The organism is Phytohabitans houttuyneae, assembly GCF_011764425.1.
Lineage (GTDB): Bacteria > Actinomycetota > Actinomycetes > Mycobacteriales > Micromonosporaceae > Phytohabitans > Phytohabitans houttuyneae.
Genome location: NZ_BLPF01000001.1, coordinates 540,798 through 566,227, shown reverse-complemented (window position 1 = coordinate 566,227; position 25,430 = coordinate 540,798). Strand labels below are relative to the sequence as shown.

Below are 25,430 nucleotides of genomic sequence, written 5' to 3'. Positions count from 1 at the left end.
GGCTCGCCCACCTGTCGACTGGAGGAAAGATGCAGCAAACCGGCTCCATCGCGGACCTCATCCAACTCGGGCCGTGGGAGCGCGTGCCGGCGGTACAGCAACCGGACTGGCGAGACCACCCCGCGTACGACGAAGCCTGCCGCGCGCTGGCGGAGGCACCGCCACTGGTGACAGCCGCCGAGGTCCGGCGGCTGCGCGAGGCGCTGCCGGGGGCGCTCGTACTGCAGCTCGGCGACTGCGCCGAGAGCTTCTACGAGTGCACGCCCCGGCACACCTCGGAAAAGCTGAAGACGATCGACTGGCTGGGCGACAGGTTCAGCGAGCTCACCGGCCGGAGCGTGGTCCGGGTGGGCCGCATGGCCGGTCAGTTCGCGAAGCCCCGGTCGGCGGCGACCGAGTGGTACGACGCGGTCCGGATCCCGTCCTTCCGCGGTCACATGATCAACTCCGACATCGCCACGTCGGAGACGCGCAAGGCGAACCCGCGGCGCATGGTGTGGGCCTACGAGGCCAGCGACCAGGTGCAGCGGGTCATGCGCACGTACCGCCAGGGCGACCGCCCGACCGCCATGCCGGAAGGTCCGTGGTCGAGCCACGAGGCACTGGTCATCGACTACGAGTCGCGGCTGATCCGCCGCGACCCGGACACCGACGAGCTGTACCTGGGCTCGACCCACCTGCCGTGGGTGGGGGAGCGGACCCGCCAGCCGGACGAGGCGCACATCGCGATGCTCTCGTCGGTCGTCAACCCGGTCGGCTGCAAGGTCGGCCCGAAGGCCAAGCCCGACGACATCCTGCGGGTGTGCGAGGTGCTCGACCCGCGGCGCGAGCCCGGCCGCCTCGTGCTCATCGCGCGGATGGGCCGCGACCGGATCCTGGAAGCCCTGCCGCCGATCGTCTCGCGCGTGGCCGCGGCGGGACACCAGGCGGTCTGGCTCAGCGACCCCATGCACGGCAACACGGTCAAGCTGCCGACCGGGCTCAAGACCCGCTACCTGGCCGACGTGATCACCGAGGCCGTGCGGTTCCGCGACATCCTCGACGCCGCCGGGCAGGAAGCCGCCGGGCTGCACATCGAGGTCGCCGCGGACGACGAGGTGACGGAGTGCATCGGTGGCCCCGTGGTGGACGAGGAGGAGCTGCAGCGCCACTACACCTCGCTGTGCGATCCGCGGCTCAACCGCCACCAGGCCGCCGAGCTCATCGAAGCATGGGCCCGTGGGACCACAAGTGGACACGCCTGACCGTACAATGGTGCCAATTCCCGCTGTATTTCCGAGCCGGATTCGTCCTCGTCACTACTTGATCGAGTAGTCGATACTACTCACGCTGGACGCCCAGTAGTGTTGCCCGCGCCCAGAGTCACTCGCATGATAGGTGAGGGAAGGTGCACTGGATACTACCTGCTGATAGGCGAGTGTCGAATGTGGAGCAATCTAGAGCCCCTGGCCGTAGAGAGCAACTCATCCAGCAAGGTATTCCCGGCGCGTGGTGAGGTGCGCGCGGAGCGTCCGGTCGTCCGGGAGGGAGCGCCGCCGGTCCTGGTGCCGATATCCTCGCTCTTACCTGGCGATTCACCCCGCCTGGCCGGTGAGAGTCCAGAGCACGTGCAGCTGCTGGCGGCCGCGCAGGACCTTCCTCCGATTCTCGTGCACCGCAGCACAATGCGGGTCATCGACGGAATGCACCGGCTGCGGGCCGCAAAACTCCGCGGCGAGGAGAAAATTGCCGTCCAGTTTTTCGAAGGCGATGACGGCGAGGCGTTTCTGCTTTCCGTCGACGCAAATATCAAACATGGACTGCCGCTTTCGCCCGCGGACAGGGAAGCCGCGGCGAGTCGCATTCTCGGCCTGTACCCACAATGGTCGGATCGGGCCGTCGCGGCCGCGACCGGACTGTCGCCGACCACGGTGAGCACCATCCGGCGCCGTTTGTTTCTCCCCGCGGAGCGGGCGGACATCCGCGTGGGACGGGACGGCCGGGTCCGCCCGGTCGACGGCTCGGCCGGCCGCCGGCGGGCGAGCGAGGTCATCGCCATGAAGCCCGACGCGCCGCTGCGCGCGATCGCCCAGGAGGCCGGCGTCTCCGTCGGCACCGCGCGCGACGTCCGCGAGCGCCTGCGCGCCGGCCGCGACCCCGTCCCGCAGCAGCGGCGCCCCGCCGACGAGGAACGGCCGCCGTCCGCCGATGCCTCCGTGACAGTGCTGCGCCGCAGGACGGGCACCGCCCGGCAGAGCACCCACTGGCCCTCGGTGCGGGGCAACCTCATCCGGGACCCCGCGGTGAAGTACGCGGAGAACGGCCGTGCCTTCGTCCGGTGGGTCGACGGCCACGTCATCGAACCGACCGAGTGGGGCGACCTCATCGACGCGGTACCGCCGCACTGGCGCAAGTCCGTCGCCGAGCTGGCCCGGTCGTGCGCCGGCGCCTGGCTGGCATTCGCACAGGAACTCGAGGAGCGGGCATGACCGACAAACCGATGCTCCGGGCCGGCCGGCGCTGCGCGAACCCCACGGTGACGCGGAGCCGGCACGACGCGCTGGACTGGCAGTACGGCGAGGCGGCGCCGCCGGCGCCCCCGGTCGAGACACCCGTCAAGCCGGCCCTCGCCTGGAACATGCTCGTGCTGGACGGGCCCGGCTCGGACGGCGGCGAGACCGGAAAGATCGCCGTGGTCGGCATCTGCGCCCTTTGGCCCGCCGCGATGGTGGTACCCCTCGCCTAGCGAACCTCTTCGAAAACGAAAGCTGCCGGCGGTCTCGAAAGACCGCCGGCAGCTCGCTGTCGGAGTGGCTGAAACTCAGCCGCCGTTCACCTTGCGCTGCACGAACTCGTACGCCAGGTCGCCGATCTTCGTCGCGTACTGCCTCGACGCCTCGACGGAGCCCGGGAAGTTCTCGCCGCCCCAGACCCGGCTCTTGCCGCAGTCGTTGGCCCAGTCGGTCAGGTTGCCCCACTGCAACGTCATGTCGTTGGCCGGGGTGATCCCCGGTTCGACCAGCGAGGAGCCCTTGGTGAGGGGCACGAAGATCTGCAGCGAGTCGGTGCCGATGAACCGGCGTGCCTGCTGCGCGTAGGCGAAGCAGAGCGCCGCGATCGCGGACGGATACTCGGGGGAGCCGATCGCCAGCGTGCTCAGGTAGCCCTGCCATTCCTCGCCGGGGATGTCGTTGACGGTGCCCTTGCCGGGGCCGCCCCACGCCGTCACCTTCTTCTCGCCGTACAGGTGGTGGATCGCACTGAACGGCCGCACCGAGTCGAACTTGCGCTTGTAGAACCAGGACGTGGTCGTGACATCGAGGCCGGTGATGGCACCGGTGACGACATAGTGGACCGCGGCCTCGGTGCTGAGCTGGCCCCCGATGACGATCCGGCCGGCGACCGCGCCGTACGGCCGGACAAGGTCGTTGAAGAGCTCGGCGCTCATCTTCTGGCGGTCGTCCAGTGCCGCCGACGCCTTCAGCACCTCGTCGGCCTGGGCCCGGTAGCCCTTGCGGTTGAGGTAGTAGTTGTTCGCCGGCCGGGACACCGGCATTTGCTTCGGGCTGTCGTACGTGAACGGCTTCAAGAGGGCGAACTGCGGCGTCGCAAACTCCTGGACCGTGTAGACGTCTCTCTTCAGCACGGTGTTCGGCTGCCAGCGGGACGGGTCGCGCAGCTCGTACGCGCTGTTGACGGGCTTGTAGCCGGTGTAGTCGGCGTACGGCTGCCGGTTGTACTTCTGGCCGCCCTCGTCACCGGCCCGGTTGGTGCCGTCGTGCTTGCGCGACGCGATGGCGTTCTTCGCGGCGAGAATGCCGATGCCGCTCGGCGTGGTCGGGTCCTCGGCCGTGTTGGCGGGATCGAGCCCCGCCGTCTCCATCATCTCCAGCCATCGCGTCTTGTACTGCGGAAACACAACGTTGAGCGACGTGAAAGCGGAGTAGATGACGGCAATGTTCTTGTTGCGCGTCGTGTGCTCCGCCGCGGGGCGGCGGCCGAGGTTCGAGAAAATGCCAACGGCTGTCGGGTGATATGGGGACAGCGCGTCAAACAATGGCATTTCGATCAGCAGGGCACTGTCCCCGCCGAACAGCATCGGACGGCCGAAGTGCTCGTCCCGCGCCACGGTGTCGAACTTCGGATAGATGACTCCGATCAGGGCGTTCCCGTTGTCGAGGTCGAACGTCGCCGCCTGCGGTGCCGCCGACACGGCGCCAGCCAGCGATCCCACCAGGGCCGCCGTTGCGGCGAAGGCCACGGCACCTCCCAGGCGCCGTCTGCCCAGCCGCCTCAGAATCGTCATCGGAAATTCTCCTTTCGATCGGCCCGCCGCAAGTGGCCGCACTACATCGACACGAGACCAACAGATTTTGAAACGAGAACGGCGGATTATAGCGAGACTATCGGGCCATATTGACCCTGGTCCACTACTTGATCGGGTAGTCCACACTACCCACGCCCGGGCCCTCGCGGTGTTGCCCGTGCCTAGATCGTCTCGCAATGATAGGTGAGCCATTCGGCTGCGACGTTCGCGCAGGAAATTCGAGGACGGCCATAACCACAATCTGATTATTGCCGACACATTCACGGAGGTAGACATGCGGACGGCAGTCCGAGCCAGCGCCGCGCTCCTGGCGGCGATCGTCGCGGGAGCGCTCGTCGCGCCACCGGCGCAGGCCGCGGCCGAGGCCAGCGGCGGCACGCAGTGCCAGCCGGTCGCGGTGAGCGGCAGCACCACAGGCTTCACGTCGCCGGACTCTGTCCCGTCAGGGATACGCACGTTCCAGGTGACGACCACCAACCCGAGCGGCGTGGTGCTCGGGCTCTTCCGGCTCGACCCCGGCGTCAACCTCGACAACTTCGTCGGCCTGCTGCGGGTCGCCTTCGCCGGCCAGGGGCAGGAACGGATCGAGGCCGGCGAGGCGGTCAAGGAGCAGTCGACGCTGCTCGGTGGCGTCGCGACGATCGTCGGCCGGCCGGCCACCTTCACGCAGACCCTGGTGCCCGGCACCTACTACCTGATCAACTACCGGGACATCCTGTCCAACCCCACCGGGTCGGTCGGCGTACGGCCGCTGACCGCCACCAACCAGTGGCAGTCCTGCCTGCCGGCGCAGCCGCGGGCGACCATCGAGATCGTCAACACCGCCGACGGCATGCGCTTCCGGGCGCCCGCCACGGTCCGCCAGGGCACGTCGACGCTGGTGGCCAACCTCTCGGACCGCATCCAGGAGGCCGTGATCAGGCCGGTCACGGCGACCGCGACGCCCGGGGAGATCCAGCAGTTCTTCCAGGCGGTGGACAGCGGCCAGGCGCCGCCGAGCAACCCCTTCATCGGCCTGCTGCCGCAGGGCATGCCGGTCATCCACCCCTCGCTCGCGACGATCATCCAGCCGAACCTCGCCCCCGGCCGGTACGCGCTGCTGTCGTTCCTGCTCGACGACGCGGGCGTCCGGTACGCCGCCCAAGGCATGGTCGTCGTCTTTGACGTGATCTGACCCCCCGCCCCACCGGCGAGCTGTACGACGACGTCGTACAGCTCGCCGCGGCGTGTGGCTCAGGAGTGGAGGGAGGACCGGGCGGCGCTGATCGCGTCCTGCAGCTCCTCCTGGTGCTCCGGGCTGTCGGCCCGGTCGATGTCGACGCCGCACTCGCGCTGCCGGGCGCGGATCAGGTCGCCGTTGTCGTACACCGAGATGTGCACCGGGAAGGCGAAGGGGTCCAGGCCCCGCTCCCGCAGCGCGGCCACCGGTTCGCGGCCGTCGGCGCCGATGTGGAGCCAGGTGTCGTACGGCGACCGCTGGTACACGTCCACCGCGAAGCCCTTCGTCCACTCGGTGAACATGGCGGCCAGGCTCGGTGCGGCGCGCAGCGGGTTCCAGTCGTCGGGGTCGATCTGGTAGCGCCAGACCTCGCCCTGGTGCTCGCCGGCCAGCACGAACGTGAAGACGACGTGGTCGATGAAGAACATCGGCAGCTGGTGCCGCCAGGCAAACGGGGTCGCCACCGCGAAGGACAGGTAGTCCAGCAGCTCGGCCGGGTCGGTCCAGGGCAGCGGGTGCGCGCCGCACGGCAGGATCCGCTCGTACGGCAGGGCCTCGGAGTTGAGCCAGATCGCCTGCTCCGGGATGCGGTCGACGTCGAAGGTCCGGCGCAGCGCCTCCGGTGACAGCCAGCCGGCGCGCTCGTCGCCGTCGGGCCAGGGGACGCCGGCTGCCGTGGCCGCTGCGCGGTACGTGGCCACCGCACCGCGCAGCGTGGGCATGTCGTCGAGCATCACGTACCTTCCTGTCGGAGATCAGGGCACAGGCTAGCCCGGCCGACCTGGAAGGTACCGGCCCCTGATCGGATCAGGGTGCGGCGGACTCCTGGATCGGACCGATCCACTCCACGGACGCGCCCTCGAACCGCGGGAAGGTCTCGCCCTTCTCGAAGTACTGGCGTCCCCGACCGCCCAAGCCCACCGGCTGCCACTTGCCGCTCTCCGGGCATTTCTCGCCGGTACGCCGCCGTACGAGTGGGAGGTCCGGCTCGTCGCCGGCGGGAATGAAGGACTCGTTGGTCTGTGTCATTGTCTTTTCTCCTTCCGAGCCTCAAAAGCGTTGCCCGTAAAGGATGTTGGCACGGTGCGGGCGGCCGGTCCCGGGTTCGCCGAAGCGCCGAACGCCTTCTCTCCCGTGTGATACCGCGGCGCCTCAACCGCAGGGCGAGGGGCGCGGCGGGCCCGGCTCGCGAAGCGCGGCACCCTTGTCGACGCCCTTCGCACCGGTGAAGTCGGCCCCGCCGAGATGGGTGCCGAGCCGCGCACCGGTCAGGTCGGCGCCGCGGAAGTCGGCGCCGGCGATCCGCGCCCGGTCGAGGTTGGCACCGGCGAGGTAGGCGCCCCGCAGGTCCGCGCCGGTGAGCACCGCGTCGGAGAGGTCCGCCCGCTCCACCAGCGTGCCCTCCTCGCCGGGCGCGTGCAGCAGCGCGCGGTCCATCCGCGCGTGGCCGAGCCGTGCCTCGTACAGGCTCGCGCCGGCGAGGCGGGCGCCGGTGAGCCAGGCGCCCACGAGCGTCGCCGACTCGAGCATGGCGTCCTCCAGGTGGGTCGCGTCCAGGTTGACGCAGGTGAAGTCCGCGCCGGCGAGGTCGGCGTGGTTGAGGCAGGCGCCGGAGAGGTTGATCGGTCCGTCGCCGTCGTGCGCCGGGTCGCGGGAGCCGATGACCTCCAGCGCCGTGGCCACGTCCACGGGCACGGCGCGGTCCGGGCAGGTGGGCCTGCCCGGCGGCGAGACGGTGGGCCGCGTGTGGCGCCGCACGAACGAGGCCAGCAGCCGCATCGCGTCGGGCTGGTCGTCCGGCCACTGGCGCGCGATCCTGCCGAACTCGCGGATCGCGGCCTCCCGCGCGGACGGGCCCTCGGCGCTGAGGTTGCGCGCGGCCGCCTCCAGGCGGTCCGAGATGCCGCCGTTGATGTCCATGCGCGTCTGCGCCTGGGTCGAGTGGAAGGACAGTCCGGTGTAGACAACCGCGACGATCGCGGTGATCGCGGACAGGACGGTGGCGACGTGGGTCCACCGCTGCAGTGGCTGTCTCTCGCCCGCGGATCGGCGACGGCTGCGGCTCACCGCGACAGTATCCGAAGGCGTGGTCCGCCGCGGCTGCCCTGCGCCGGCCGGCGTCACCCGTGCGGGTGGGTGAATCACCCCGCGGGGGTCGGCGGCGTCAGCGGCTCGGGATCGTGTGGACCGCCCCCGCGGCGGCCGCGGCCCGGTCGAGGCTCCGCGCGCGGTGGCGCCGCAGCAGCACCGCGAGCACGACTCCGCCGACCGACACGATCGCCAGCAGCAGCGACGCGCGGGACAGGCCGGCGGCGAGCGCCACGTCCGCCGGGTCGCCCTCGGCCCGGCGCGTATCGGTGACGGCGGTGGAGACCGTCGCGGCGGCCGCGACGGCGAGCGAGCCGCCGATGTACCGGGCCATGTTCGAGATGCCGGAGGCCTGCCCGACCTCGTCCGCCGAGACCGCCGCCGTCGACGCGGACGACGCGGGGCCGTTCGCCAGGCCCAGGCCCACCGCGATGGCGACAAGGGGAGCGACGAATCCCAGGTAGGTCCACGACTCGGTGACGAACACCAGCACCGCGAAGCCCGCGGCGGCGAGGGCGAACCCCAGCGCCACCGCCCGGCCGGGCCCGATCCGCACCGCGAGTGGCGTGATCACCGGGGTGATGGCGATCATCGCGGCCGCGGCCGGCAGCGTGGCGAGGCCGGCCTCCAGCGCGCTCATCCCGAACGCCGAGGGGTTCTGGAAGTACAGGCTGAGCAGGTACATGAGGGCGTTGATGGCGCCCGCGACGAGCAGGATCGCCAGCGTCGCGCCGACCAGCACGATGTTGCGCAGCAGGCGCAGGTCGACGATCGGTGCCTTGACCCTGCGCTCCACGGCCACGAAGGCGAACGCGCCCGCGACCGAGACGGCGAGGCAGACCAGCGTGGCCGCCGAGAGCCAGCCCCAGTCGCTGCCCTCGCTCAGCGCCAGCACGAGCGGTACGAGCACGACCGCGATCAGCGCCGTGCCGGCGAGGTCGATCGACCGTGGCCGGTGCGGATCGCGCGACTCCTTCACTGTGGACAGTGTCAACGGGACGCACGCGGCGGCGATGGCCGCGTCGATCCAGAACAGCCCCTGCCACCCCGTGGCGTCGACGAGCACGCCGCCGACGAGCGGGCCGGCCGCGGCGCCGGCCGCCGAGGCGGCGCCCCACAACGTGATCGCGCGCATCTGCGCCGCGCCGGAGGAGGCGACCGACAGCAGGCTCATGCCGCAGGCGAGGATCGTCGAGCCGGCCGCGCCCTGGATCATCCGCCCGGCAATCACGCCCGCGCCCTGCCGCGACAAGGCGATCAGCACGCAGGAGGCGACGAAGAGCGCGAGCCCGGCCACGAACACCCGCCGCCGCCCCAGCACGTCGCCGAGCGCGCCCGACGTGACGATCACGGCGGCGCCGACGAGCATGTACCCGGTGACGGCCCACTGCAGCTGCTCGACAGGCGTGCCGACGTCGTCGCTGATGGCGGGCAGCAGGATCGTGACCGCGGACGTGTTGGCGTTGACGACCAGCGCCGAGACGCACGCCGCGAGCAGCACTCCGAGCCCTGCCGAGCGCCCTGGCTCCGTCGCCGGCCCGGTACCGGAAGGCGGATGATCCATCCCCGTCATCGGACACCTACCTCAGGGCGAATAGTCCACTTTTCAGGAGAATATCCGTTCTCCTGTTTGTCGGGGCCGAAGCGGCGATGTTTATGAACCCGGAATGCTTTCGCAAGCTGGAAGATGAGATGCGCCGCGGAATGTCGTTATGTTTTCCGGCATTCGAGGCGACTTCGCCGGCGGACCAATTTCCAGGTAGGTGCCAATGACCGCGACGCCAGCTGTCCGCACCCCGTCCCGCGGACCGAGAGCGCGAGCTCCGGCCGCATCATCGTCTTCAGCGTCCTGGCCGGCATCGCGCTCGCGGTGCTGTGGTCGTACGAGTTCGTCGACTCGACGATCGGGGACAACGTCGCCAACACCCTGCTCGGCCACGACGCGAAGGAGACCGCGATCGCCGGCACCGCCGCCGGCTTGCTGTTCGCATTCGTGTCCGGGCTCGCCGGCACGTTCACCGCGTGCAATATCGCGATGGCCGCGTCCATCGGGCCGATGAGCCAGGCGAGCCGCGCGCGGACGGCCGGCGGCGTACGCACGATCCTGCGCCCCGTCGGCTACCTCACCGCCGGCATGGTCGCCGTCTCCGCCTTGTACGGCTTCGTCGGCGTTCTCATCGGCGACCGCCTGCCCCAGCTTTCCACCGACACCGTGGGGGAGATGCCGGTCCGCATCATCCAGTCCTCGGTGGTGTTCGGCATCATCGGCCTCGCGCTGACGTACCTCGGCCTCGCCGCCCTCGGCACGCTGCCGGACATCTTCGCCGGCCGCCCCACCGCGCGCGTGGTCACGCTGGGCGCGCTCATCGGCGGCTTCCTCATCGGACGGCCGTACCCGTTGTTCAACAAGCTGTTCCACTGGGCCGCCGACAACGGAAACCCGTGGTACGGCGCGGGCGCGTTCGTCCTGCAGTCACTGGGCAACGTCGTGATCGTCACGGCCATCTTCGCCCTGCTCGTGGCGGTCACCCGCGGCCGCTTCCTGACCTGGCTGTCGGCGACCTCCCGCCGCGCGGCGGTCGTGTCCGGCGCGCTGCTGGTCGCGCTCGGCGTATTCACCGTCGTCTACTGGGACATCCGCGTACCGGCCATCTTCGGCTACGGCTGGTTCCCGACGATGTTCTACAACAACTAACCCGCCGCTCAGGTCCTGCGGCGCCGCGGTCTTCCAGACCGCGGCGCCGCCGACCCAACCGGCGTCGGTCGTCCCACCGGATCCGCCATCCGCGGGATAGCTTGCGGCGGCGCGGTGTGCATCCCGCCGCCGCCCTCTCTGCGGCCATACCGGATGGCCTTCAGGTCCAGCAGGTACGAGCCGCCACGCGGGTCCGGCCAGGTGACGACGGTCCGTTCGGCGGTGGCGCCGGTTCGTTCAGGCCGGCCGCGGTCGGGCGCCTCACCGACCAGGCGCTCCCGGCGCGGCCGCCGCCACCGGCTGATGTGCAGCCGGACCGTGGTGGTACGGACGTAGCCCTCGGGGTCGTCCTTGCGCAGCACCCGCGACCAGGCCGGACCGAGCCAAAGCGCATGAGCGCCGCGGAGCGCGACTGGACAAACTCCTCGAAGGCGGCATCGTCGCCGTCCATGACCACCTCCTCGGACCGGGGACGCGGCTGGGCGGGCCAACTGTTGCAGGAAGCCGGGAGCGGGTCAGGTGTAGTAGCCGTCGACCGCCGCGCGGGCCTCCTCGAACAGGGCCGGACCCTCCTGCGGCACCGGCGGGAAGCCGCCGCCCGGCTTGAGGGTCATGAGCTGCTCGCCGGAGAGCGCGTACACGACGCGGCCGAGTCCGGCACGCTCGATCGCACCGGTACACATGTTGCACGGCTGGCAGCTCGTGTACATCGTGGTGCCCGCCGCCGTCGCCGGATCGAGCTCGCGCGCCGCCCACCGGGCCACCTTCAGCTCGGGGTGCGCGGTGATGTCGTCGCCGGTGACGGAGGTGTTGCGCTCCTCGACGAGCACCTCGCCGTCCGGACCCACGAGCAGCGACCCGAAAGGCGGGTTTCCGCTTGCCCGCGCCTCGCTGGCGAGCGCGATCGCGCGGCGCAGGTGGTCTTCGTGGTCCTGGATCATGTTCACTCCGATCGGTGGCAGCGGCCGCGTCCACTGTAGGCGCGGCTTACACTTTTGTCCGCACTGACAAAACTATGCCTACCAGCCACCCTGACTATTGACTGGTACATCGATATCGGTGCAATATTTCGACACGATGTCGCGAAAGCGCTCTCTGGGCACTGCCGCACGGCGGTAGGGAGGGCCGGTCGGTGTCGTGGCGTGATCGGCGCACGCCTGTCTGCAAGTCGTACGACAGGAAGCGAGACCCCCGATCATGTTCCGAAGATTGGCCCTCTGCGTAGCCATGATCTTGGCTGCCGTCGGCTTCACGGCGGTCCCGGCACAGGCCGCAGCGGACTTCAACGTCTTGATCTTCAGCAAGACCGCCGGCTTCCGGCACGACTCGATCCCGGCGGGCATCGCCGCGATCCAGCAGCTCGGTGCCGCCAACAACTTCACCGTCGAGGCCACCGAGGACGCGGCACAGTTCAACGCCACCAACCTCGCACGCTTCCAGGCGGTCATCTGGCTCTCCACGACGGCGGACGTCCTCAACGCCACACAGCAGACCGCCTTCGAAAACTACATCAGGGCCGGTGGCGGCTACGCCGGCGTCCACGCGGCGTCCGACACGGAGTACGACTGGCCGTGGTACGGCAACCTCGTCGGCGCGTACTTCGCCAGCCACCCGGCGAACCAGAACGCCACGGTGCGGATCGAGGACACCACGCACCCGTCGACCGCCGGCATCCCGGTCACCTGGAACCGGCACGACGAGTGGTACAACTACCGCACCAACCCGCGCTCCCAGGTGCACGTGCTGGCCAATCTGGACGAGAGCACCTACACCGGCGGGTCGATGGGCGGTGACCACCCGATCGCGTGGTGCCGCGGCTTCGACGGCGGCCGTTCCTGGTACACCGGTATGGGCCACACCATCGAGAGCTACAGCGAGGCCAACTTCCGCACCCACCTGCTCGGTGGCATCCGGTACGCGGCGCAGGGCACCGGCAACTGCTCGACCGGCCAGCCGCCGCAGGCCGGCTACAACCAGGTGAACCTGGCCAAGGGCGTCGGCGAGGTCGGCGAGCCGATGGGCCTCACCGTGCTGCCCAACCGCGGCGTGCTGCACACCTCCCGCGACGGCACCATCCGGTACACCGACGCGGCCGGCAACACCAAGGTGGCGCTGACCCTCCCGGTGTACACGCACGACGAGGAGGGGCTGCAGAGCATCAAGGCCGACCCCAGCTTCGCCACCAACCGGTGGGTCTACGTGTACTACGCGCCGCCGCTGTCGACCCCGCCCGGCGACGCGCCCGCCACCGGCACCGCGGCCCAGTTCGCACCGTTCAACGGCGTCAACCGGCTCTCCCGGTTCACCGTCAACGCCGACTTCACGCTCGACCCCAACTCGGCCGTCACGATCCTCGACGTGCCGACCAGCCGGGGCATGTGCTGCCACGTCGGTGGCGACATCGACTTCGACGCGGCCGGCAACCTCTACCTGTCCACAGGGGACGACACGAACCCGTTCGACTCCAGCGGGTACACCCCGATCGACGAGCGCGCGGACCGCAACCCCGCCTTCGACGCCCAGCGGAGCTCGGGCAGCACCAACGACCTGCGCGGCAAGGTGCTGCGGATCCGGCCGAACACCGGCGGCGGGTACAGCATCCCGGCCGGCAACATGTTTGCGGCCGGCACCGCCAACACCCGCCCCGAGATCTACGCGATGGGCTTCCGCAACCCGTTCCGGATGAGCGTCGACAAGGCGACCGGCGCGGTGTACCTCGGTGACTACGGGCCGGACGCCGGCACCAGCAGCCCCACCCGCGGGCCGGCCGGCACCGTGTCGTTCGAGCGGATCACCCAGCCGGGCTTCTACGGCTGGCCGTACTGCTCCAACTACAACGCCCCGTACATCGACTTCACGTTCCCGTCGGGTCCCTCCGGCGCGGCGTTCAACTGCACCGGCGGTCCGGTGAACAACTCGCGCAACAACACCGGACTCACCCAGCTGCCGCCGTCGCAGGCCGCGTGGCTGCCGTACGGCGGCGGCCAGGACCCGCCCGCCCTGTGCTGCGGCAGCCTGTCGCCGATGGGTGGCGTCGTCTACAACTACAGCTCCACGCTCGCTTCGGACGTGAAGTTCCCGGCGGCGATGAACGGCCGGGTGTTCCTGGGCGAGTTCGGCCGGCGCTGGATCAAGTCGGCCACCGTGACGGCGTCCGGCGGGGTGGGCACGATCGAGGCGTTCCCGCGTACACCGGCACCCAGGTCATGGACCTTGAGTTCGGACCGGACGGCGCGCTCTACGTGCTCGACTACGGCACCGGCTGGTTCGGCGGCGACGCGAACTCCGCCTTGTACCGCATCGAGTACAACTCCGGTGGCGGCAGATCGCCGGTCGCGTCCGCCTCGGCGAACCCGACGAGTGGCAACGCGCCGCTGACCGTGCAGTTCAGCTCGGCCGGCTCCAGCGACCCCGACGGTGACGCCATCACGTACGCGTGGGACTTCACCACCAATGGCAGTACCGACTCGACGGCGGCGAACCCGTCCTTCACCTACACGACAAACGGTGAGTTCACGGCGACGTTGACGGTGCGGGACAGCACGGGCCGCACGTCGACGGCGAGCGTGGTGATCGGGGTCGGGCGACCGACGGTGGCGCTGAACCAGCCGCTGAACGGCCGGCTGTTCAACTTCGGCGACGCGATCCCCTTCCAGGTGACCGTCACCGACCCGAACGCGCCGACGATCGACTGCTCGCGGGTGCGGGTCAACTACATCCTCGGGCACGACAGCCACGGCCACCCGATGACCAGTGCGACCGGCTGCTCGGGCACGATACAGACCACTGTGGACGGTGAGCACGACGCCAACGCGAACATCTTTGGTGTCATGGTCGCCGAGTACACGCCGGTCGGCTCGACCACGCCGGTGACCTCGCCGCAGGCGGTCATGCAGCCCCGTACCCGCCAGGCCGAGCACTACAGCGGCCAGTCGGGCACCACGGTCGTGGCGAAGCCGTCCGCCAATGGCGGCAGCGCGATCGGGTACATCGAAAACGGCGACTGGATCTCGTTCAACCCGTACAACCTGAGCGGGACCACGTCGTTCACCGCGCGGGTCGCGTCGGCCGGCGTCGGCGGCACCATCTCCCTGCGCACCGGCTCGGCCACCGGCCCGGTCATCGGCACGGCCACGGTCGCGCCGACCGGAGGATGGGAGACCTGGGCCGACGTCACCGGCACGGTCACCGCGCCGGCCGGCGCGCAGAACCTGTTCCTCGTGTTCACCGGTGGCGCCGGGTCGCTGTTCGACCTCGACGCGTTCACCTTCGGTGCGGGCACGCCGCCGCAGAACGGAAACCTCGCGCTGAACAAGCCGGCGACGGCCTCCAGCGTGGAGTCCGACGCCTACCCCGCCTCGGCGGCGGTGGACGCGTCGGCGACGACGCGGTGGGCGAGTGCGTTCTCGGATCCACAGTGGATTCAGGTGGATCTGGGGCAGACGTACAACATCGACCGGGTGCGGTTGGTGTGGGAGGCGGCGTACGGATCGGCGTATCAGATCCAGACGTCGGCGAACGGTACGACGTGGACGACCGTCCGGTCGGTGACCGGTGGCAATGGCGGTGAGGACGACAACACCGCGTTGGGTGCGTCGGGCCGGTACGTGCGCATCAATGGCACGGCGCGCGGCACGGCGTGGGGCTACTCGCTGTTCACCTTCGAGGTCTTCGGCGGCGGCACCCCACCCCAGCAGCCCACGAACGTCGCGCTGAACAAGCCGGCCACGGCGTCCAGCGTCGAGGCGGCGGCCTACCCGGCGTCGGCCGCGGTGGACGCGTCGGCGACGACGCGGTGGGCGAGTGCGTTCTCGGATCCACAGTGGATTCAGGTGGATCTGGGGCAGACGTACAACATCGACCGGGTGCGGTTGGTGTGGGAGGCGGCGTACGGATCGGCGTATCAGATCCAGACGTCGGCGAACGGTACGACGTGGACGACCGTCCGGTCGGTGACCGGTGGCAATGGCGGTGAGGACGACAACACCGCGCTTGGTGCGTCGGGCCGGTACGTGCGGATCAACGGCACGACCCGAGCCACGGCGTGGGGCTACTCGCTGTTCACCTTCGAGGTGTACGGCAGCTGAGCCACGGACTGGGCGGCCCGGGAGCGATGGCACTCCCGGGCCGCCCTCCGCCTCGCTGAGCGTGCGGTCAGCGCAGGTAGGAGGCGCCGTTGAGGTCCAGGACGGCGCCGCTGGCCCACTCGGCCTCGGGGGAGGCCAGGTAGCGCACGGCGGCAGCGATCTCCGAGGGGAGGGCGACCCGGTTGAACGGGCTCTGCGCCCGGATCGCGTCGCCGCGCGGTGCCTTGAGGTGCTCGTTGGTCATGTCGGTCTCGACGAACCCCGGCGCCACCGCGGTCACCGCGATCCCCTGCGGACCGAGCGCCAGCGCGAGGGACTGGGTCAGGGCGTTGAGGCCGGCCTTGCTCGCGCCGTAGGCGGGCTGGTCCGGCTCGCCGCGGAAGGCGCCGCGGGACGTGACGTTGACGATCCGTCCGCCGGGCCGCATGTGGCGCAGCGCGCACCAGCACACGTTGGCCGGCCCGACGAGGTTGACGGCGAGGGTGTGCCGCCACGCCTGCTGCCACTCCTCGTACGAGGTGGCGACGATCGGGTGCGGCGGAAACACCGCGGCGTTGTTGACCACGACGTCCAGCCCGCCGAGCGCCTTGGCCGCCTGCTCGACGAAGCGGCTGACCGCGTCCGGGTCGGAGACGTCGCCGTCGACGACGACGTGTCCCTCACCGGGCAGCTCGGCCCGGAGCGTCTCGGCCAGGTCGGCCGAGGCCCGGTGGTGGATCGCGACGCGGTCTCCGTCGGCGGCGAACGCGCGCACGATCGCGGCGCCGATGCCCCGGGAGCCGCCGGTGACGAGTACTGACCTCATCCGATCATGGTAGGGGTCGGCCGGTGGTGCTCTCGCGGACGATCAGGCGGTGGGGGGCGCGTAGCTCCAGGCCGGGCGGGGGAGTGGGGCTGCCGATCCGGAGCAGGAGGCGCTCGACCGCGGTCGTGGCGATCATCTCCTTGTCGGGGGAGATCGTGGTGACGGGCGGGTTGGAGTAGCGGCCGTCCTCGATGTCGTCGTACCCGATCACCGCCACGTCCTCCGGCACCCGCAGGCCGCGCCCGACCAGCGTGTGGATGGCGCCGAGCGCGACGAGGTCGCTGTAGCAGAACACCGCGTCCGGCGGGTCGTCGCGGTCCAGGAGGTGGGCCATCGCGGTGGCGCCGTCGACACGGTTGAACCTCGGGGTACCGATGATGAGGTCCTCGCGCACGCGGAGGCCGCGCCGCTCGTGCGCCTCGCGGAACCCGCGGGTGCGCAGCTGGGCCGCCTCGCCCGTCTCGTACGGCTGGTCGCCTATCGCGGCGAGCCGGGTGCGGCCGAGGTCGAGCAGGTGGTCGGTGGCCTGGCGGGACGCCGCCACGTCGTCGATGCCCACGTGGTCGAACGTGCCGTCGCTGACCCGCTCGCCGAGGATGACAAGCGGCAGGCCGGGGTCGCGGTCGGCGAGCGCCTCCTGCGACAGGCCGAGCGGGCTGAATATGACGCCGTCGAAGAGCAGGCGGCTGGAGCCGTGGTTGATGAGCATGTGCTCGTGCTCGCGGTCGCCGTCGGTCTGGTCGATCAGCACGTTGTAGCCCTCGACCCGGGCGGCGCGGATGATGCCCTGCAGCAGCTCGGAGAAGTACGGCGTGTCCAGGTACGGCACGACCACCGCGATCTGCCCGGAGCGGCCGCGGGCCAGGTTGCGGGCCAGCACGTTGGGGCGGTAGCCGAGCTGGTCGACCGCCTGCTGCACGCGCAGCCGGGTGCGTTCGGTGACGTTCGCGTACCCGTTGACCACATTGGAGACCGTCCGGCTGGAGACGCCGGCCAGCTCGGCCACGTCGCGGAGGGTTACCTCCCGTCCTCGTCGCATACGCCCTCCGTCCGCCGCAGCGCCTCGACCAGAAGTTTCCGGCACGTTACCCCTTGCCCACCATCGTCGATGAGTGCATGCTGTTTGCAGCGCTGCAAAATCGTACCAGGACGGGGTGGGTGAAAGCCCATTCCCGCAGCACAGCGGCCGTGGCCCACCCACCTCCACGGCGAGCCCTCACGCGCGCTCGCGCGACGCGTGCCGCGGGTGTGGGTTTGACCAGACTCGACGGCCGGCCCTTGGTGTGCCAGCACCGCGGGCCGGCCTACCTGAACACGCGTATGAAACGTTTCGAATCCCCGCGGAGGGAACCGATGAGTGTCAGGCACCTCAGTGTAGAACGGAGACGGCGCCGACCGGTCCGGACCGTGATCGCGGCCGCGCTGGCCGCGTTGACGCTGGTCGCCGCCGGCTGCGGCGGCGACGAGAGCGAGGAGCCGAGCGGTCCCGTCAAGATCAAGGTCTGGGCGTGGTACCCGGCTTTCCAAGGCGTGGTCGACCACTTCAACCGCACACACACCGACATACAGATCGAGTGGGAGAACGCGGGCGCCGGGCAGGACCAGTACACCAAGCTGCAGACCGCGCTCAAGGCCGGCAAGGGCGCACCCGACGTCGCGATGCTGGAGTTCCAGGAGCTGCCCACGTTCCAGCTGACCAAACACCTGGTCGACATGGGCAAGTACGGCGCGAACGACATCAAGGGCAACTACGTCGACTGGGCCTGGAAGCAGGTCACCAACGGCGACTCGGTGTACGCGATCCCGGTCGACGCCGGCCCGATGGCACTGCTCTACCGCGACGACATCTTCAAGCAGCACAACCTCACCGTGCCCGCGACGTGGGCGGAGTACAAAGCGGTCGCGCAGAAGCTCAAGGCCGCCTCGGCGGGCAGCTTCATCACCGACTTCGGCGCCAACGACGGCGGCTTCCTGACCGGGCTGCTGTGGCAGGCCGGCGCGCGGCCGTTCGAGTACACGGCCGCCCAGTCGCCGAACGTCGGCGTGCGGCTCAACAACGACCCGGCCAAGAAGGTGATGGCGTACTGGGATGACCTCGTCGACACCGGACTCGCCGACACCGTCGCCTACGGCACCACAGACTTCTACAGTGGACTCGGCAGCGGCAAGTACGCCACGTACATCGCCGCCGGCTGGGGCCCGGGCTACCTCGCGAGCGTGGCCAAGACGACGGCGGGCAAGTGGCGGGCCGCGCCGCTTCCACAGTGGAGCGCCGGGGAGAGCGCGCAGGGTGACTGGGGTGGCTCGTCGTTCGCGGTGACCGACCAGACCAAGTACCCCGAGCAGGCCACGAAGGTGGCGATGGAGATCTTCGGCGCCAACAAGGACGCCTGGAAGATCGGCATCGACGAGGCGTTCCTCTTCCCGACCGCCACGCCGATCCTCGAGTGGGACTACTTCCTCACCAAGGAGTACGAGTTCTTCGGCGGCCAGAAGGTCAACGAGGTGTTCGTGCCGGCGTACAACGGGATCGGCGAGTTCCAGTGGAGCCCGTTCAACAGCTACTACTTCAACCAGCTGACCACCGGGCTCAACCAGGCCATCGAGAAGAAGACACCGTGGTCGGCGGCGCTCGACACCGCACAGCAGAACATCACGACGTACGCCTCACAGCAGGGCTTCAAGGTCGCCTCATGACAAGCGTCGCCCGCCGGCCCAGGGTCGGTCGGCAGGCCGTGGCGGGGTGGCTGTTCGTCACCCCGTTCACGGTCCTGCTCGTGTTCTTCCTGCTGCTGCCCATGCTGTACGCGGCCAAGCTGAGCCTCTACCGCTCGACCCTTGTCGAGGGCGAGGTCTTCGCCTGGCTGGACAACTACCGGCAGGCGCTCGGCGACCCCGAGTTTCGCCGCGGCGTGGTGCGGGTGCTGGTCTTCGGCGCGGTGCAGACGCCGGTGATGATCGGGATCGCGCTTGTCGCGGCGCTGCTCATCGACGAGGCGACGTCGCGGTTCTCGCGGGTGTTCCGGCTGGCCGCGTTCGTGCCGTACGCGGTGCCGGTGGTCATCGGCACGCTCATGTGGGGCTTCCTCTACAGCCCCAACACCGGCCCGCTCAGCGCGGTGACGAGCCTGGACTTTCTCTCGTCAGGCACGGTGCTCTACTCGCTGGGCAACATCGTCACCTGGCAGTGGGCCGGTTACAACATGATCGTGCTGTACGCCGCGCTGCAGGGCGTGCCCCGCGAGGTCTACGAGTCGGCCCGGATCGACGGCGCCGGCGCCGTGCAGACCGCGCTGCGCATCAAGACCCCGATGATCTCGGCGGCGATCGTGCTCGTCACGATCTTCACGATCATCGGGACGCTCCAGTTCTTCACCGAGCCGCTGATCCTGCAGCCGCTCAACCCCGGGGCGATAACCAACAGCTACACGCCCAACGTGTACGCGTACCACCAGGCGTTCTCGTACCAGCAGTACAACTACTCGGCCGCCATCTCGTTCCTGCTCGGCGCCGTGGTGTTCGTCGGGTCGTACATCTTCCTCTTCGCCACCCGCAGAAGGAGCGGGTTGCGGTGAGCCGGCCCGCGCGGACCACCGGTGGTCGCATCGCCTCGCACGCCGTCATGGCGCTCATGGCCGTGTACTTCCTGCTGCCGTTCTGGTGGCTGCTCGTCGCCTCCACAAAGGACAACGACGGGCTCTTCAGCACCGCGCCGCTCTGGTTCAGCGGCGACTTCAAGCTCTTCGACAACCTGTCGCTCGTCTTCAGCCACGACGGCGGCGTCTACGTCAAGTGGCTGCGCAACTCGGCCCTGTACTCGGTGGTCAGCGGCGTCGGCGCCACCGCGATCGCGGCCCTCGCCGGGTACGCGTTCGCCAAGCTCCGCTTTCCCGGTCGCAACCTGCTCTTCGCCACGCTGCTCGGGCTCATCATGGTGCCGGCGACCGCGCTGGTGCTCCCCACGTACCTGTTGATGAGCGAGGCGGGCCTCACCGACACCGTGTGGGCGGTGATCCTGCCGTCGCTGCTCAACCCGTTCGGCGTGTACCTGCTGCGGGTCTACGCGCACGACTCGGTGCCCGACGAGATGCTGGAGGCGGCCCGGATCGACGGTGCGGGAGAGCTGCGCGTCTTCCGCAGCGTGGCGCTCCCGGCGATGCGGCCGGCGCTGGTCACCGTGCTGCTCTTCACGATGGTGGCCACCTGGAACAACTTCTTCCTGCCCCTGGTGATGCTCAGCGACAACGACCTCTTCCCGCTCACCGTGGGGCTGCGTACCTGGTACATGTCCGCGACGCTCGGCAACGCCGGACCGGCGCTCTTCAACGTGATCGTCGTGGGCGCGCTTGTCGCGATCGTTCCGCTCATCGTCGCGTTCCTGCTGCTCCAGCGGTACTGGCGCGGTGGCCTCACCATCGGCGCCCTCAAGTGACCCCTCGAAGGGATGACATGCGCGTAGCATCTTGCGTCCTCGACCCGGCCGCGGTCGTGGCTCCGGTCAACCGCCGCACGTTCGGCTCCTTCGTGGAGCACCTCGGGCGGTGTGTCTACACCGGACTGTACGAGCCCGGCCACCCGCTGGCCGACGAGGACGGGTTCCGCACCGACGTGCTCGCCCTGACCCGCGAGATGGGCGTCACGATGGTGCGCTACCCGGGCGGCAACTTCGTGTCCGGGTACCGGTGGGAGGACGGCATCGGCCCCCGCGAGCGGCGACCTCGCCGGCGCGACCTCGCCTGGCACTCCATCGAGACCAACGAGGTGGGCATCGACGAGTTCGCGCGGTGGGCGGGCAAGGCCGACGTCGAGATCATGTACGCGGTGAACCTCGGCACCCGCGGCGTCCAGGAGGCGCTGGACGTGCACGAGTACGCCAACCACCCGGAGGGCACGACGCTGTCCGAGCTGCGGCGGGCCAACGGCGCGGCCAAGCCGTACGGCATCACGCTCTGGTGCCTCGGCAACGAGCTCGACGGGCCGTGGCAGACCGGGCACAAGACGCCGCAGGAGTACGGCCTGCTCGCCGCCTCGACCGCCCGCGCGCTCCGCTCGGCCGAGCCCGGCCTGGAGCTGGTCGCCTGCGGCAGCTCCAGCTCGTCGATGCCCACGTTCGGCACGTGGGAGGCGACGGTGCTGGAGCACGCCTACGACGTGGTCGACTACGTCTCCTGCCACGCGTACTACGAGGAGCACGGCGGCGACCTGGGCTCGTTCCTGGCCAGCGCGGTCGACATGGACCACTTCGTGGACAGCATCGTCGCCACCGCGGACAGCGTGGGCGCCCGGCTGCGCAGCAAAAAGAAGATCAACATTTCCTTCGACGAGTGGAACGTCTGGTACCTGTCCCGCTTCCAGGCCGAGGAGCCGGCCAACGAGTGGGCGGTCGCGCCGCGGGTCATCGAGGACGAGTACAACGTGGCCGACGCGGTGGTGGTCGGAAACCTGCTGATCTCGCTGCTGCGGCACAGCGACAGGGTCACCGCCGCGTGCCAGGCCCAGCTCGTCAACGTCATCGCGCCGATCCGCACCGAGCCCGGAGGGCCGGCGTGGCGGCAGACCATCTTCCACCCGTTTGCGAAGACGGCCGCGCTGGCCCGGGGGAGCGTGCTGCACACCCGGCTCGCCGCGCCCACGTACGCGACCGCGCGCCACGGCGAGGTGTCCCTCGTGGACGCCGTCGCCACGCACGACGCCGAGAGTGGCGACCTGGTCGTCTTCGCCGTCAACCGTGACCAGAGCGACCCCGTGGAGCTGACCGTGGACCTGCACCTCTTCGCCGGTGACCTGGCCGTCGCCGAGGCGTGGACGCTCGCCGACGACGACATCCGCGCCACCAACACCCAGGACGATCCCGACCGGGTCGTGCCGCACCCCACCCCGCTGGTGTCGCTCGACGGCGGCACGCTGCGGGTCGTGCTGCCGCCGGTCTCGTGGAGCGCGATCCGGCTGGCGGTGCCCCGATGAGGCGCGCGCTGGCCGCCCTGCTCGCGCTGGCGGTGGTGCTTCTCCCCGCGCCCGCCTCGGCCGCGCCGGCCTCACCCGACCCGATCGCGCACGACCCCACGCTGCTCAAGCAGGGGCGCTATTACTACGAGATCATCACCGGCGACATCGGCACCCGCACGTACCTGCCGATCCGCCGGTCCAAGGACCTTGTGCACTGGGAGTTTCTCGGCACCGTGTTCGCCACGCCGCCGCAGTGGGTGGTGGACGAGCTGGGCATCACGCCCGGCGACTTCTGGGCACCGGACCTCAACTACTTCGACGGCGAGTACCACCTCTACTACGCCGCCTCCTCCTTCGGCACCAACAACTCCGTCATCGGCCTGGCGACCAATGCCACGCTGGACCCGGACAGCCCGGACTACGAGTGGGTCGACCGGGGCATGGTGCTGCGCTCCGGCGGCACCGACAACTTCAACGCCATCGACGCCGACGTGGCCTTCGACGAGCGCGGCGTGCCCTGGATGTCCTTCGGCTCCTTCTGGGACGGCGTCAAGATGCGCCGCCTCGACCGCGCCACGGGCATGCTCTCGACAGTGGACACGACGCTCTACCCGCTCGCCTCGCGCGGCGGCGCGGCGGTCGAGGGGCCGTCGATCGTCCGCAAGGGACGGTACTGGTACCTCTTCGCCAGCTTCGACTTCTGCTGCCGCGGCGTCAACGCGGACTACCAGGTCGTCGTCGGCCGGGCCACGAGCATCCACGGGCCGTACCTCGACCGCGACGGCGTGCCGCTGCTGCGGGGCGGCGGGACGGTGCTGCTGCGCGGGTACAACGGCTTCCAGGGCACCGGCGGCGGCGACGTGTACGGGACATCGCTCTACGTGCACCACTACTACGACGCCGCCGACGCGGCACTGCCCAAGGGCTCGGTGCGGCCGATCAGCTGGGAGGACGGGTGGCCGCGCCTGGGCGACCCGCGCAGCGGCAACCGCGGCTTCGGGCGCGGCCCCGCGTACGTGCGGCTCGTCGACCGGGCCACCGGCGGCGTGCTGTCCAACCCGACCTGCGGGTACGAGGGTGCCGACATCCGGCTGGCCGCGCCGGCCAAGGGCGACGAGTGCCAGCAGTGGCGCCTGGAGTACCGCGGCGCCGGCTGGTCGAGCGTCCTCAACCGCCACAGCAACAAGGTCGCCGAGGTGGCCGCCTGCGTCAACGCCGACGGCGCGCGGGTAGCCCAGTGGGGTTGGCTCGACAACGACTGCCAGAAGTTCCGCGCGCTACCCACCGACGCCGGCTGGTCCCGCCTGGAAAACAAGATCGCCGGCCGTGTGCTCGACGCCTGCGGCGCGGCCGTGCAGACGTTCACCTGGCGGGGCGACGCGTGCCAGCAGTTCCGCCTCCAGCCGGTCGGCGACGTGCTCATCACCGACCCCAGCAACACGGAACGGTTCGGCCGCAGCTGGCGCTTCGTACACGCCGGCGACGGCTTCTACCGGATCGTCGACTCCCGCACCGGCCACCGCTTCGGCGGTCGCGCGGAGTGGCGTGTCGAGGTCACCGGCACCGGCACGTACCGCCTCGTCACCCGCGACGCCACCACCACCCGGGAGGTGCTCCTGCTGACCCCGGTGCCGTAGGGCGAGGAGGTCAGTCGTCCGGTAGCCAGATGCCGCCGTACGGCATAGCCAGCTCTCGTTGGGTCTCCGCGTGCAGCACGGCGCCGGACCACGAGCGCTGGCGCCGCGGGGTGAGCTCGACCGCGACGTCGTCGAGGCGGCCCCAGGCGCGGTCGACGTCGGGCAGTGCCTCGGCGCGGATGTACTTCGCGCGCAGCCGGTGGTTGATGTCGTGCGCCTCCGGACCGCGCACGAGGCGCGCGGTGCCCTCCAGTGAGACCATCAGGCTGCGGCCGGTCGACGCGCGGCCCTGGACCAAAACCGTGGCCTGGCCGGTCCGGTCGGCGTTGCGGGCCTTGCGGGTCAGCGACGACGTCTCGAAGTACAGGCGGTCGTCGTGGTGGAGAAAGATGACGTACGCCAGGTGGATCGTGCCGTCGGGGTTGAGCGTGCCCACCGTGGCGACGGCGCGCTGGGAGAGCACCTCGGCGATCTCCGCGCCGCTCGGGCGGGCCCGGTAGACCTCTGCTGCGTCGGCCATACCCTCCGACGGTACGCCCCGCGGGCATCCACCGGGATCACGCCGATATGGTCGGCACATGGCCCTGCTGCACCGCGCGACCCTGCGACCCACCAAGCTCGAGCTCCTGGCCGCGTGGCTGCCCACGCGCTCGTGGTACGGGCAGCCGCCCGGCGAGGTCGAGCGGGTGGCGGCGTTTCGCTTCGACGACCCGGCCGGCGCGGTGGGCGTGGAGACGCTGCTGGTCCGGGCCGGTGACGGCCCGGTGTACCAGGTGCCCCTGACCTACCGCGACGCACCGCTGGCCGATGGCGACGACTTCCTCCTCGGCACCACGGAGCACTCGGTGCTCGGCCGCCGCTGGGTGTACGACGCATGTGGCGACCCGGTCTACGTCACCGCGCTCGCCGAGGCGGTGTCCGGGCGGGTGGCGCAGGCGGAGGAGTTTCTCGACGTGGACGGAGAGCTGCAGCGCCGCGAGCCCTCCATGCGCGTGGCGGGCACCGGCGCGGGCGACGGGCCGGCCGCCGGGGCGGTGCGGCGGGTGGTCGACGGCGACCCCACGCTGATCGTCACGGACGCGGTGGAGCTGGCCGTGGTGCGGCGCCTGCCCGGCGCGGATGGTGCGGCGGGGGCCGCACTCACCGGCACGTGGGACGGGCAGGCCGACCCGCTGCCGCTCGTGCGCCTGGCCTAGGTTTCCGCGCAGAGCAGGGGTGCCCGCGGGACGACCCAGCCCGTACCCTGGCATAGATTGCCATTTATTGATGATCGTGCCTGGGAGTGGGTCGCATGGACTCTGATGATCCGACCGCGCGCATCGAGCGCCTCATCGACTTCGAGCGGGCCGACGTGATCACACCGATGATCCATCCACCGCGGCCGCGCCTTGTGGTCAGCGGCATCACGACCATCCCCATGGAGGTCTCGCTGGTGCCGCTGACGTACGTGAGCCGCCCGGGGTACCGGGGGATCCAGGTTGTGGGCGCGACCGGCGACGGCGGCGGACCGCGGCCCACGCAGCCGATCAGCAGCGTGCCGTTCACTGTGGAGCTCGACCTCGCCGGCATCACCGGCACCGACGGCGTCGAGGTGGTCGGCGAGACCAAGACCGAGCGCATCGTCGTGCCGAGCGACTGAGAGGGAGC

At 70.2% G+C, this 25,430-nt stretch carries 22 protein-coding genes and 1 pseudogene; 13 read left to right on the top strand and 10 right to left on the bottom strand.

Translation table 11 applies throughout. The features are described 5' to 3' along the window. The first annotated feature begins 29 nt into the window (after positions 1-29). The gene (locus tag Phou_RS02585) at positions 30-1,244 is read left to right on the top strand and encodes a 3-deoxy-7-phosphoheptulonate synthase (RefSeq protein ID WP_173053200.1); all 1,215 of its coding nucleotides are present in this window, start codon (positions 30-32) and stop codon (positions 1,242-1,244) included. 330 nt (positions 1,245-1,574) lie between these two features. Here the strand turns inward: Phou_RS02585 and Phou_RS52090 are convergent, their stop codons facing one another. Beyond that, entirely contained in the window at positions 1,575-1,796 is a 222-nt protein-coding gene (locus Phou_RS52090; protein WP_246273149.1) for a hypothetical protein, read from the bottom strand. A gap of 114 nt (positions 1,797-1,910) precedes the next feature. Here Phou_RS52090 and Phou_RS52085 point away from each other — a divergent pair, with 114 nt between their 5' ends. Further along, complete coding sequence (locus Phou_RS52085) at positions 1,911-2,468, top strand: hypothetical protein (protein WP_246273148.1); 558 nt, start codon at positions 1,911-1,913, stop codon at positions 2,466-2,468. Further along, a complete protein-coding gene (locus Phou_RS02575) occupies positions 2,465-2,725 on the top strand; it encodes a hypothetical protein (protein WP_173053198.1) in 261 nt (86 codons plus the stop codon). Before Phou_RS52085 ends, Phou_RS02575 begins: the two co-directional genes overlap by 4 nt. A 75-nt stretch (positions 2,726-2,800) precedes the next feature. Here the strand turns inward: Phou_RS02575 and Phou_RS02570 are convergent, their stop codons facing one another. Further along, entirely contained in the window at positions 2,801-4,285 is a 1,485-nt protein-coding gene (locus Phou_RS02570) for a DUF6851 domain-containing protein (protein ID WP_218578664.1), read from the bottom strand. A gap of 295 nt (positions 4,286-4,580) precedes the next feature. On the opposite strand from Phou_RS02570, the gene Phou_RS02565 reads away from it, so the two are divergent. After that, positions 4,581-5,480 carry a hypothetical protein gene (locus tag Phou_RS02565; RefSeq protein WP_173053196.1) on the top strand — a complete coding sequence of 300 codons (900 nt, stop codon included), beginning with the start codon at positions 4,581-4,583 and terminating at the stop codon, positions 5,478-5,480. 59 nt (positions 5,481-5,539) lie between these two features. On the opposite strand, the gene Phou_RS02560 is transcribed toward Phou_RS02565, so the two are convergent. From Phou_RS02560 to Phou_RS02545, 4 genes are all read right to left on the bottom strand, one after another. Next, positions 5,540-6,259: a hypothetical protein gene (locus Phou_RS02560; RefSeq protein WP_173053193.1), complete on the bottom strand. Its 720-nt coding sequence runs from the start codon at positions 6,257-6,259 to the stop codon at positions 5,540-5,542. A gap of 73 nt (positions 6,260-6,332) precedes the next feature. Further along, complete coding sequence (locus tag Phou_RS02555) at positions 6,333-6,554, bottom strand: hypothetical protein (protein WP_173053191.1); 222 nt, start codon at positions 6,552-6,554, stop codon at positions 6,333-6,335. A 123-nt stretch (positions 6,555-6,677) separates the two neighbouring features. Then, entirely contained in the window at positions 6,678-7,592 is a 915-nt protein-coding gene (locus tag Phou_RS02550) for a pentapeptide repeat-containing protein (protein WP_173053189.1), read from the bottom strand. Positions 7,593-7,689: 97 nt separating this feature from the next. Beyond that, complete coding sequence (locus Phou_RS02545) at positions 7,690-9,177, bottom strand: MFS transporter (protein ID WP_173053187.1); 1,488 nt, start codon at positions 9,175-9,177, stop codon at positions 7,690-7,692. A gap of 306 nt (positions 9,178-9,483) precedes the next feature. Here Phou_RS02545 and Phou_RS02540 point away from each other — a divergent pair, with 306 nt between their 5' ends. Beyond that, on the top strand, positions 9,484-10,308 hold the full coding sequence (locus Phou_RS02540) for a hypothetical protein (RefSeq protein ID WP_246273147.1): 825 nt from the start codon (positions 9,484-9,486) through the stop codon (positions 10,306-10,308). A gap of 515 nt (positions 10,309-10,823) precedes the next feature. Here the strand turns inward: Phou_RS02540 and Phou_RS02535 are convergent. Then, on the bottom strand, positions 10,824-11,249 hold the full coding sequence (locus Phou_RS02535) for a nucleoside deaminase (RefSeq protein WP_173053185.1): 426 nt from the start codon (positions 11,247-11,249) through the stop codon (positions 10,824-10,826). A 256-nt stretch (positions 11,250-11,505) separates the two neighbouring features. Here Phou_RS02535 and Phou_RS56005 point away from each other — a divergent pair. Beyond that, positions 11,506-15,395 (top strand): annotated as a pseudogene (locus Phou_RS56005) (ThuA domain-containing protein). A 67-nt stretch (positions 15,396-15,462) separates the two neighbouring features. Here the strand turns inward: Phou_RS56005 and Phou_RS02525 are convergent. Together Phou_RS02525 and Phou_RS02520 are read right to left on the bottom strand one after the other, a co-directional pair. Continuing rightward, a complete protein-coding gene (locus Phou_RS02525; RefSeq protein ID WP_173053183.1) occupies positions 15,463-16,200 on the bottom strand; it encodes an SDR family NAD(P)-dependent oxidoreductase in 738 nt (245 codons plus the stop codon). A 4-nt stretch (positions 16,201-16,204) separates the two neighbouring features. After that, entirely contained in the window at positions 16,205-17,239 is a 1,035-nt protein-coding gene (locus Phou_RS02520) for a LacI family DNA-binding transcriptional regulator (RefSeq protein WP_173053181.1), read from the bottom strand. Positions 17,240-17,607: 368 nt separating this feature from the next. Here Phou_RS02520 and Phou_RS02515 point away from each other — a divergent pair, with 368 nt between their 5' ends. Genes Phou_RS02515 through Phou_RS02495 form a run of 5 tightly spaced genes read left to right on the top strand, consistent with a single transcriptional unit; the run spans position 17,608 to position 23,783 of the window. Then, the gene (locus Phou_RS02515; protein ID WP_173053179.1) at positions 17,608-18,897 is read left to right on the top strand and encodes an ABC transporter substrate-binding protein; all 1,290 of its coding nucleotides are present in this window, start codon (positions 17,608-17,610) and stop codon (positions 18,895-18,897) included. Then, positions 18,894-19,775: a carbohydrate ABC transporter permease gene (locus tag Phou_RS02510; protein ID WP_173053177.1), complete on the top strand. Its 882-nt coding sequence runs from the start codon at positions 18,894-18,896 to the stop codon at positions 19,773-19,775. Before Phou_RS02515 ends, Phou_RS02510 begins: the two co-directional genes overlap by 4 nt. Next, positions 19,772-20,632, top strand: coding sequence for a carbohydrate ABC transporter permease (locus Phou_RS02505; protein ID WP_246273146.1), 861 nt, complete (start codon positions 19,772-19,774; stop codon positions 20,630-20,632). Before Phou_RS02510 ends, Phou_RS02505 begins: the two co-directional genes overlap by 4 nt. A 17-nt stretch (positions 20,633-20,649) precedes the next feature. Beyond that, on the top strand, positions 20,650-22,164 hold the full coding sequence (gene arfA / locus Phou_RS02500) for an arabinosylfuranosidase ArfA (RefSeq protein ID WP_173053175.1): 1,515 nt from the start codon (positions 20,650-20,652) through the stop codon (positions 22,162-22,164). Further along, positions 22,161-23,783, top strand: coding sequence for a family 43 glycosylhydrolase (locus Phou_RS02495; RefSeq protein ID WP_173053172.1), 1,623 nt, complete (start codon positions 22,161-22,163; stop codon positions 23,781-23,783). Before arfA ends, Phou_RS02495 begins: the two co-directional genes overlap by 4 nt. 10 nt (positions 23,784-23,793) lie before the next feature. Here the strand turns inward: Phou_RS02495 and Phou_RS02490 are convergent, their stop codons facing one another. Continuing rightward, positions 23,794-24,303: a pyridoxamine 5'-phosphate oxidase family protein gene (locus Phou_RS02490; protein ID WP_173053170.1), complete on the bottom strand. Its 510-nt coding sequence runs from the start codon at positions 24,301-24,303 to the stop codon at positions 23,794-23,796. A 58-nt stretch (positions 24,304-24,361) separates the two neighbouring features. Here Phou_RS02490 and Phou_RS02485 point away from each other — a divergent pair, with 58 nt between their 5' ends. Both Phou_RS02485 and Phou_RS02480 read left to right on the top strand, forming a co-directional pair. Continuing rightward, positions 24,362-24,979, top strand: a complete 618-nt coding sequence (locus Phou_RS02485) for a CG0192-related protein (RefSeq protein ID WP_173053168.1) — start codon at positions 24,362-24,364, stop codon at positions 24,977-24,979. A 95-nt stretch (positions 24,980-25,074) separates the two neighbouring features. Further along, positions 25,075-25,422, top strand: coding sequence for a hypothetical protein (locus Phou_RS02480; protein WP_173053166.1), 348 nt, complete (start codon positions 25,075-25,077; stop codon positions 25,420-25,422). Positions 25,423-25,430: the final 8 nt, after the last annotated feature.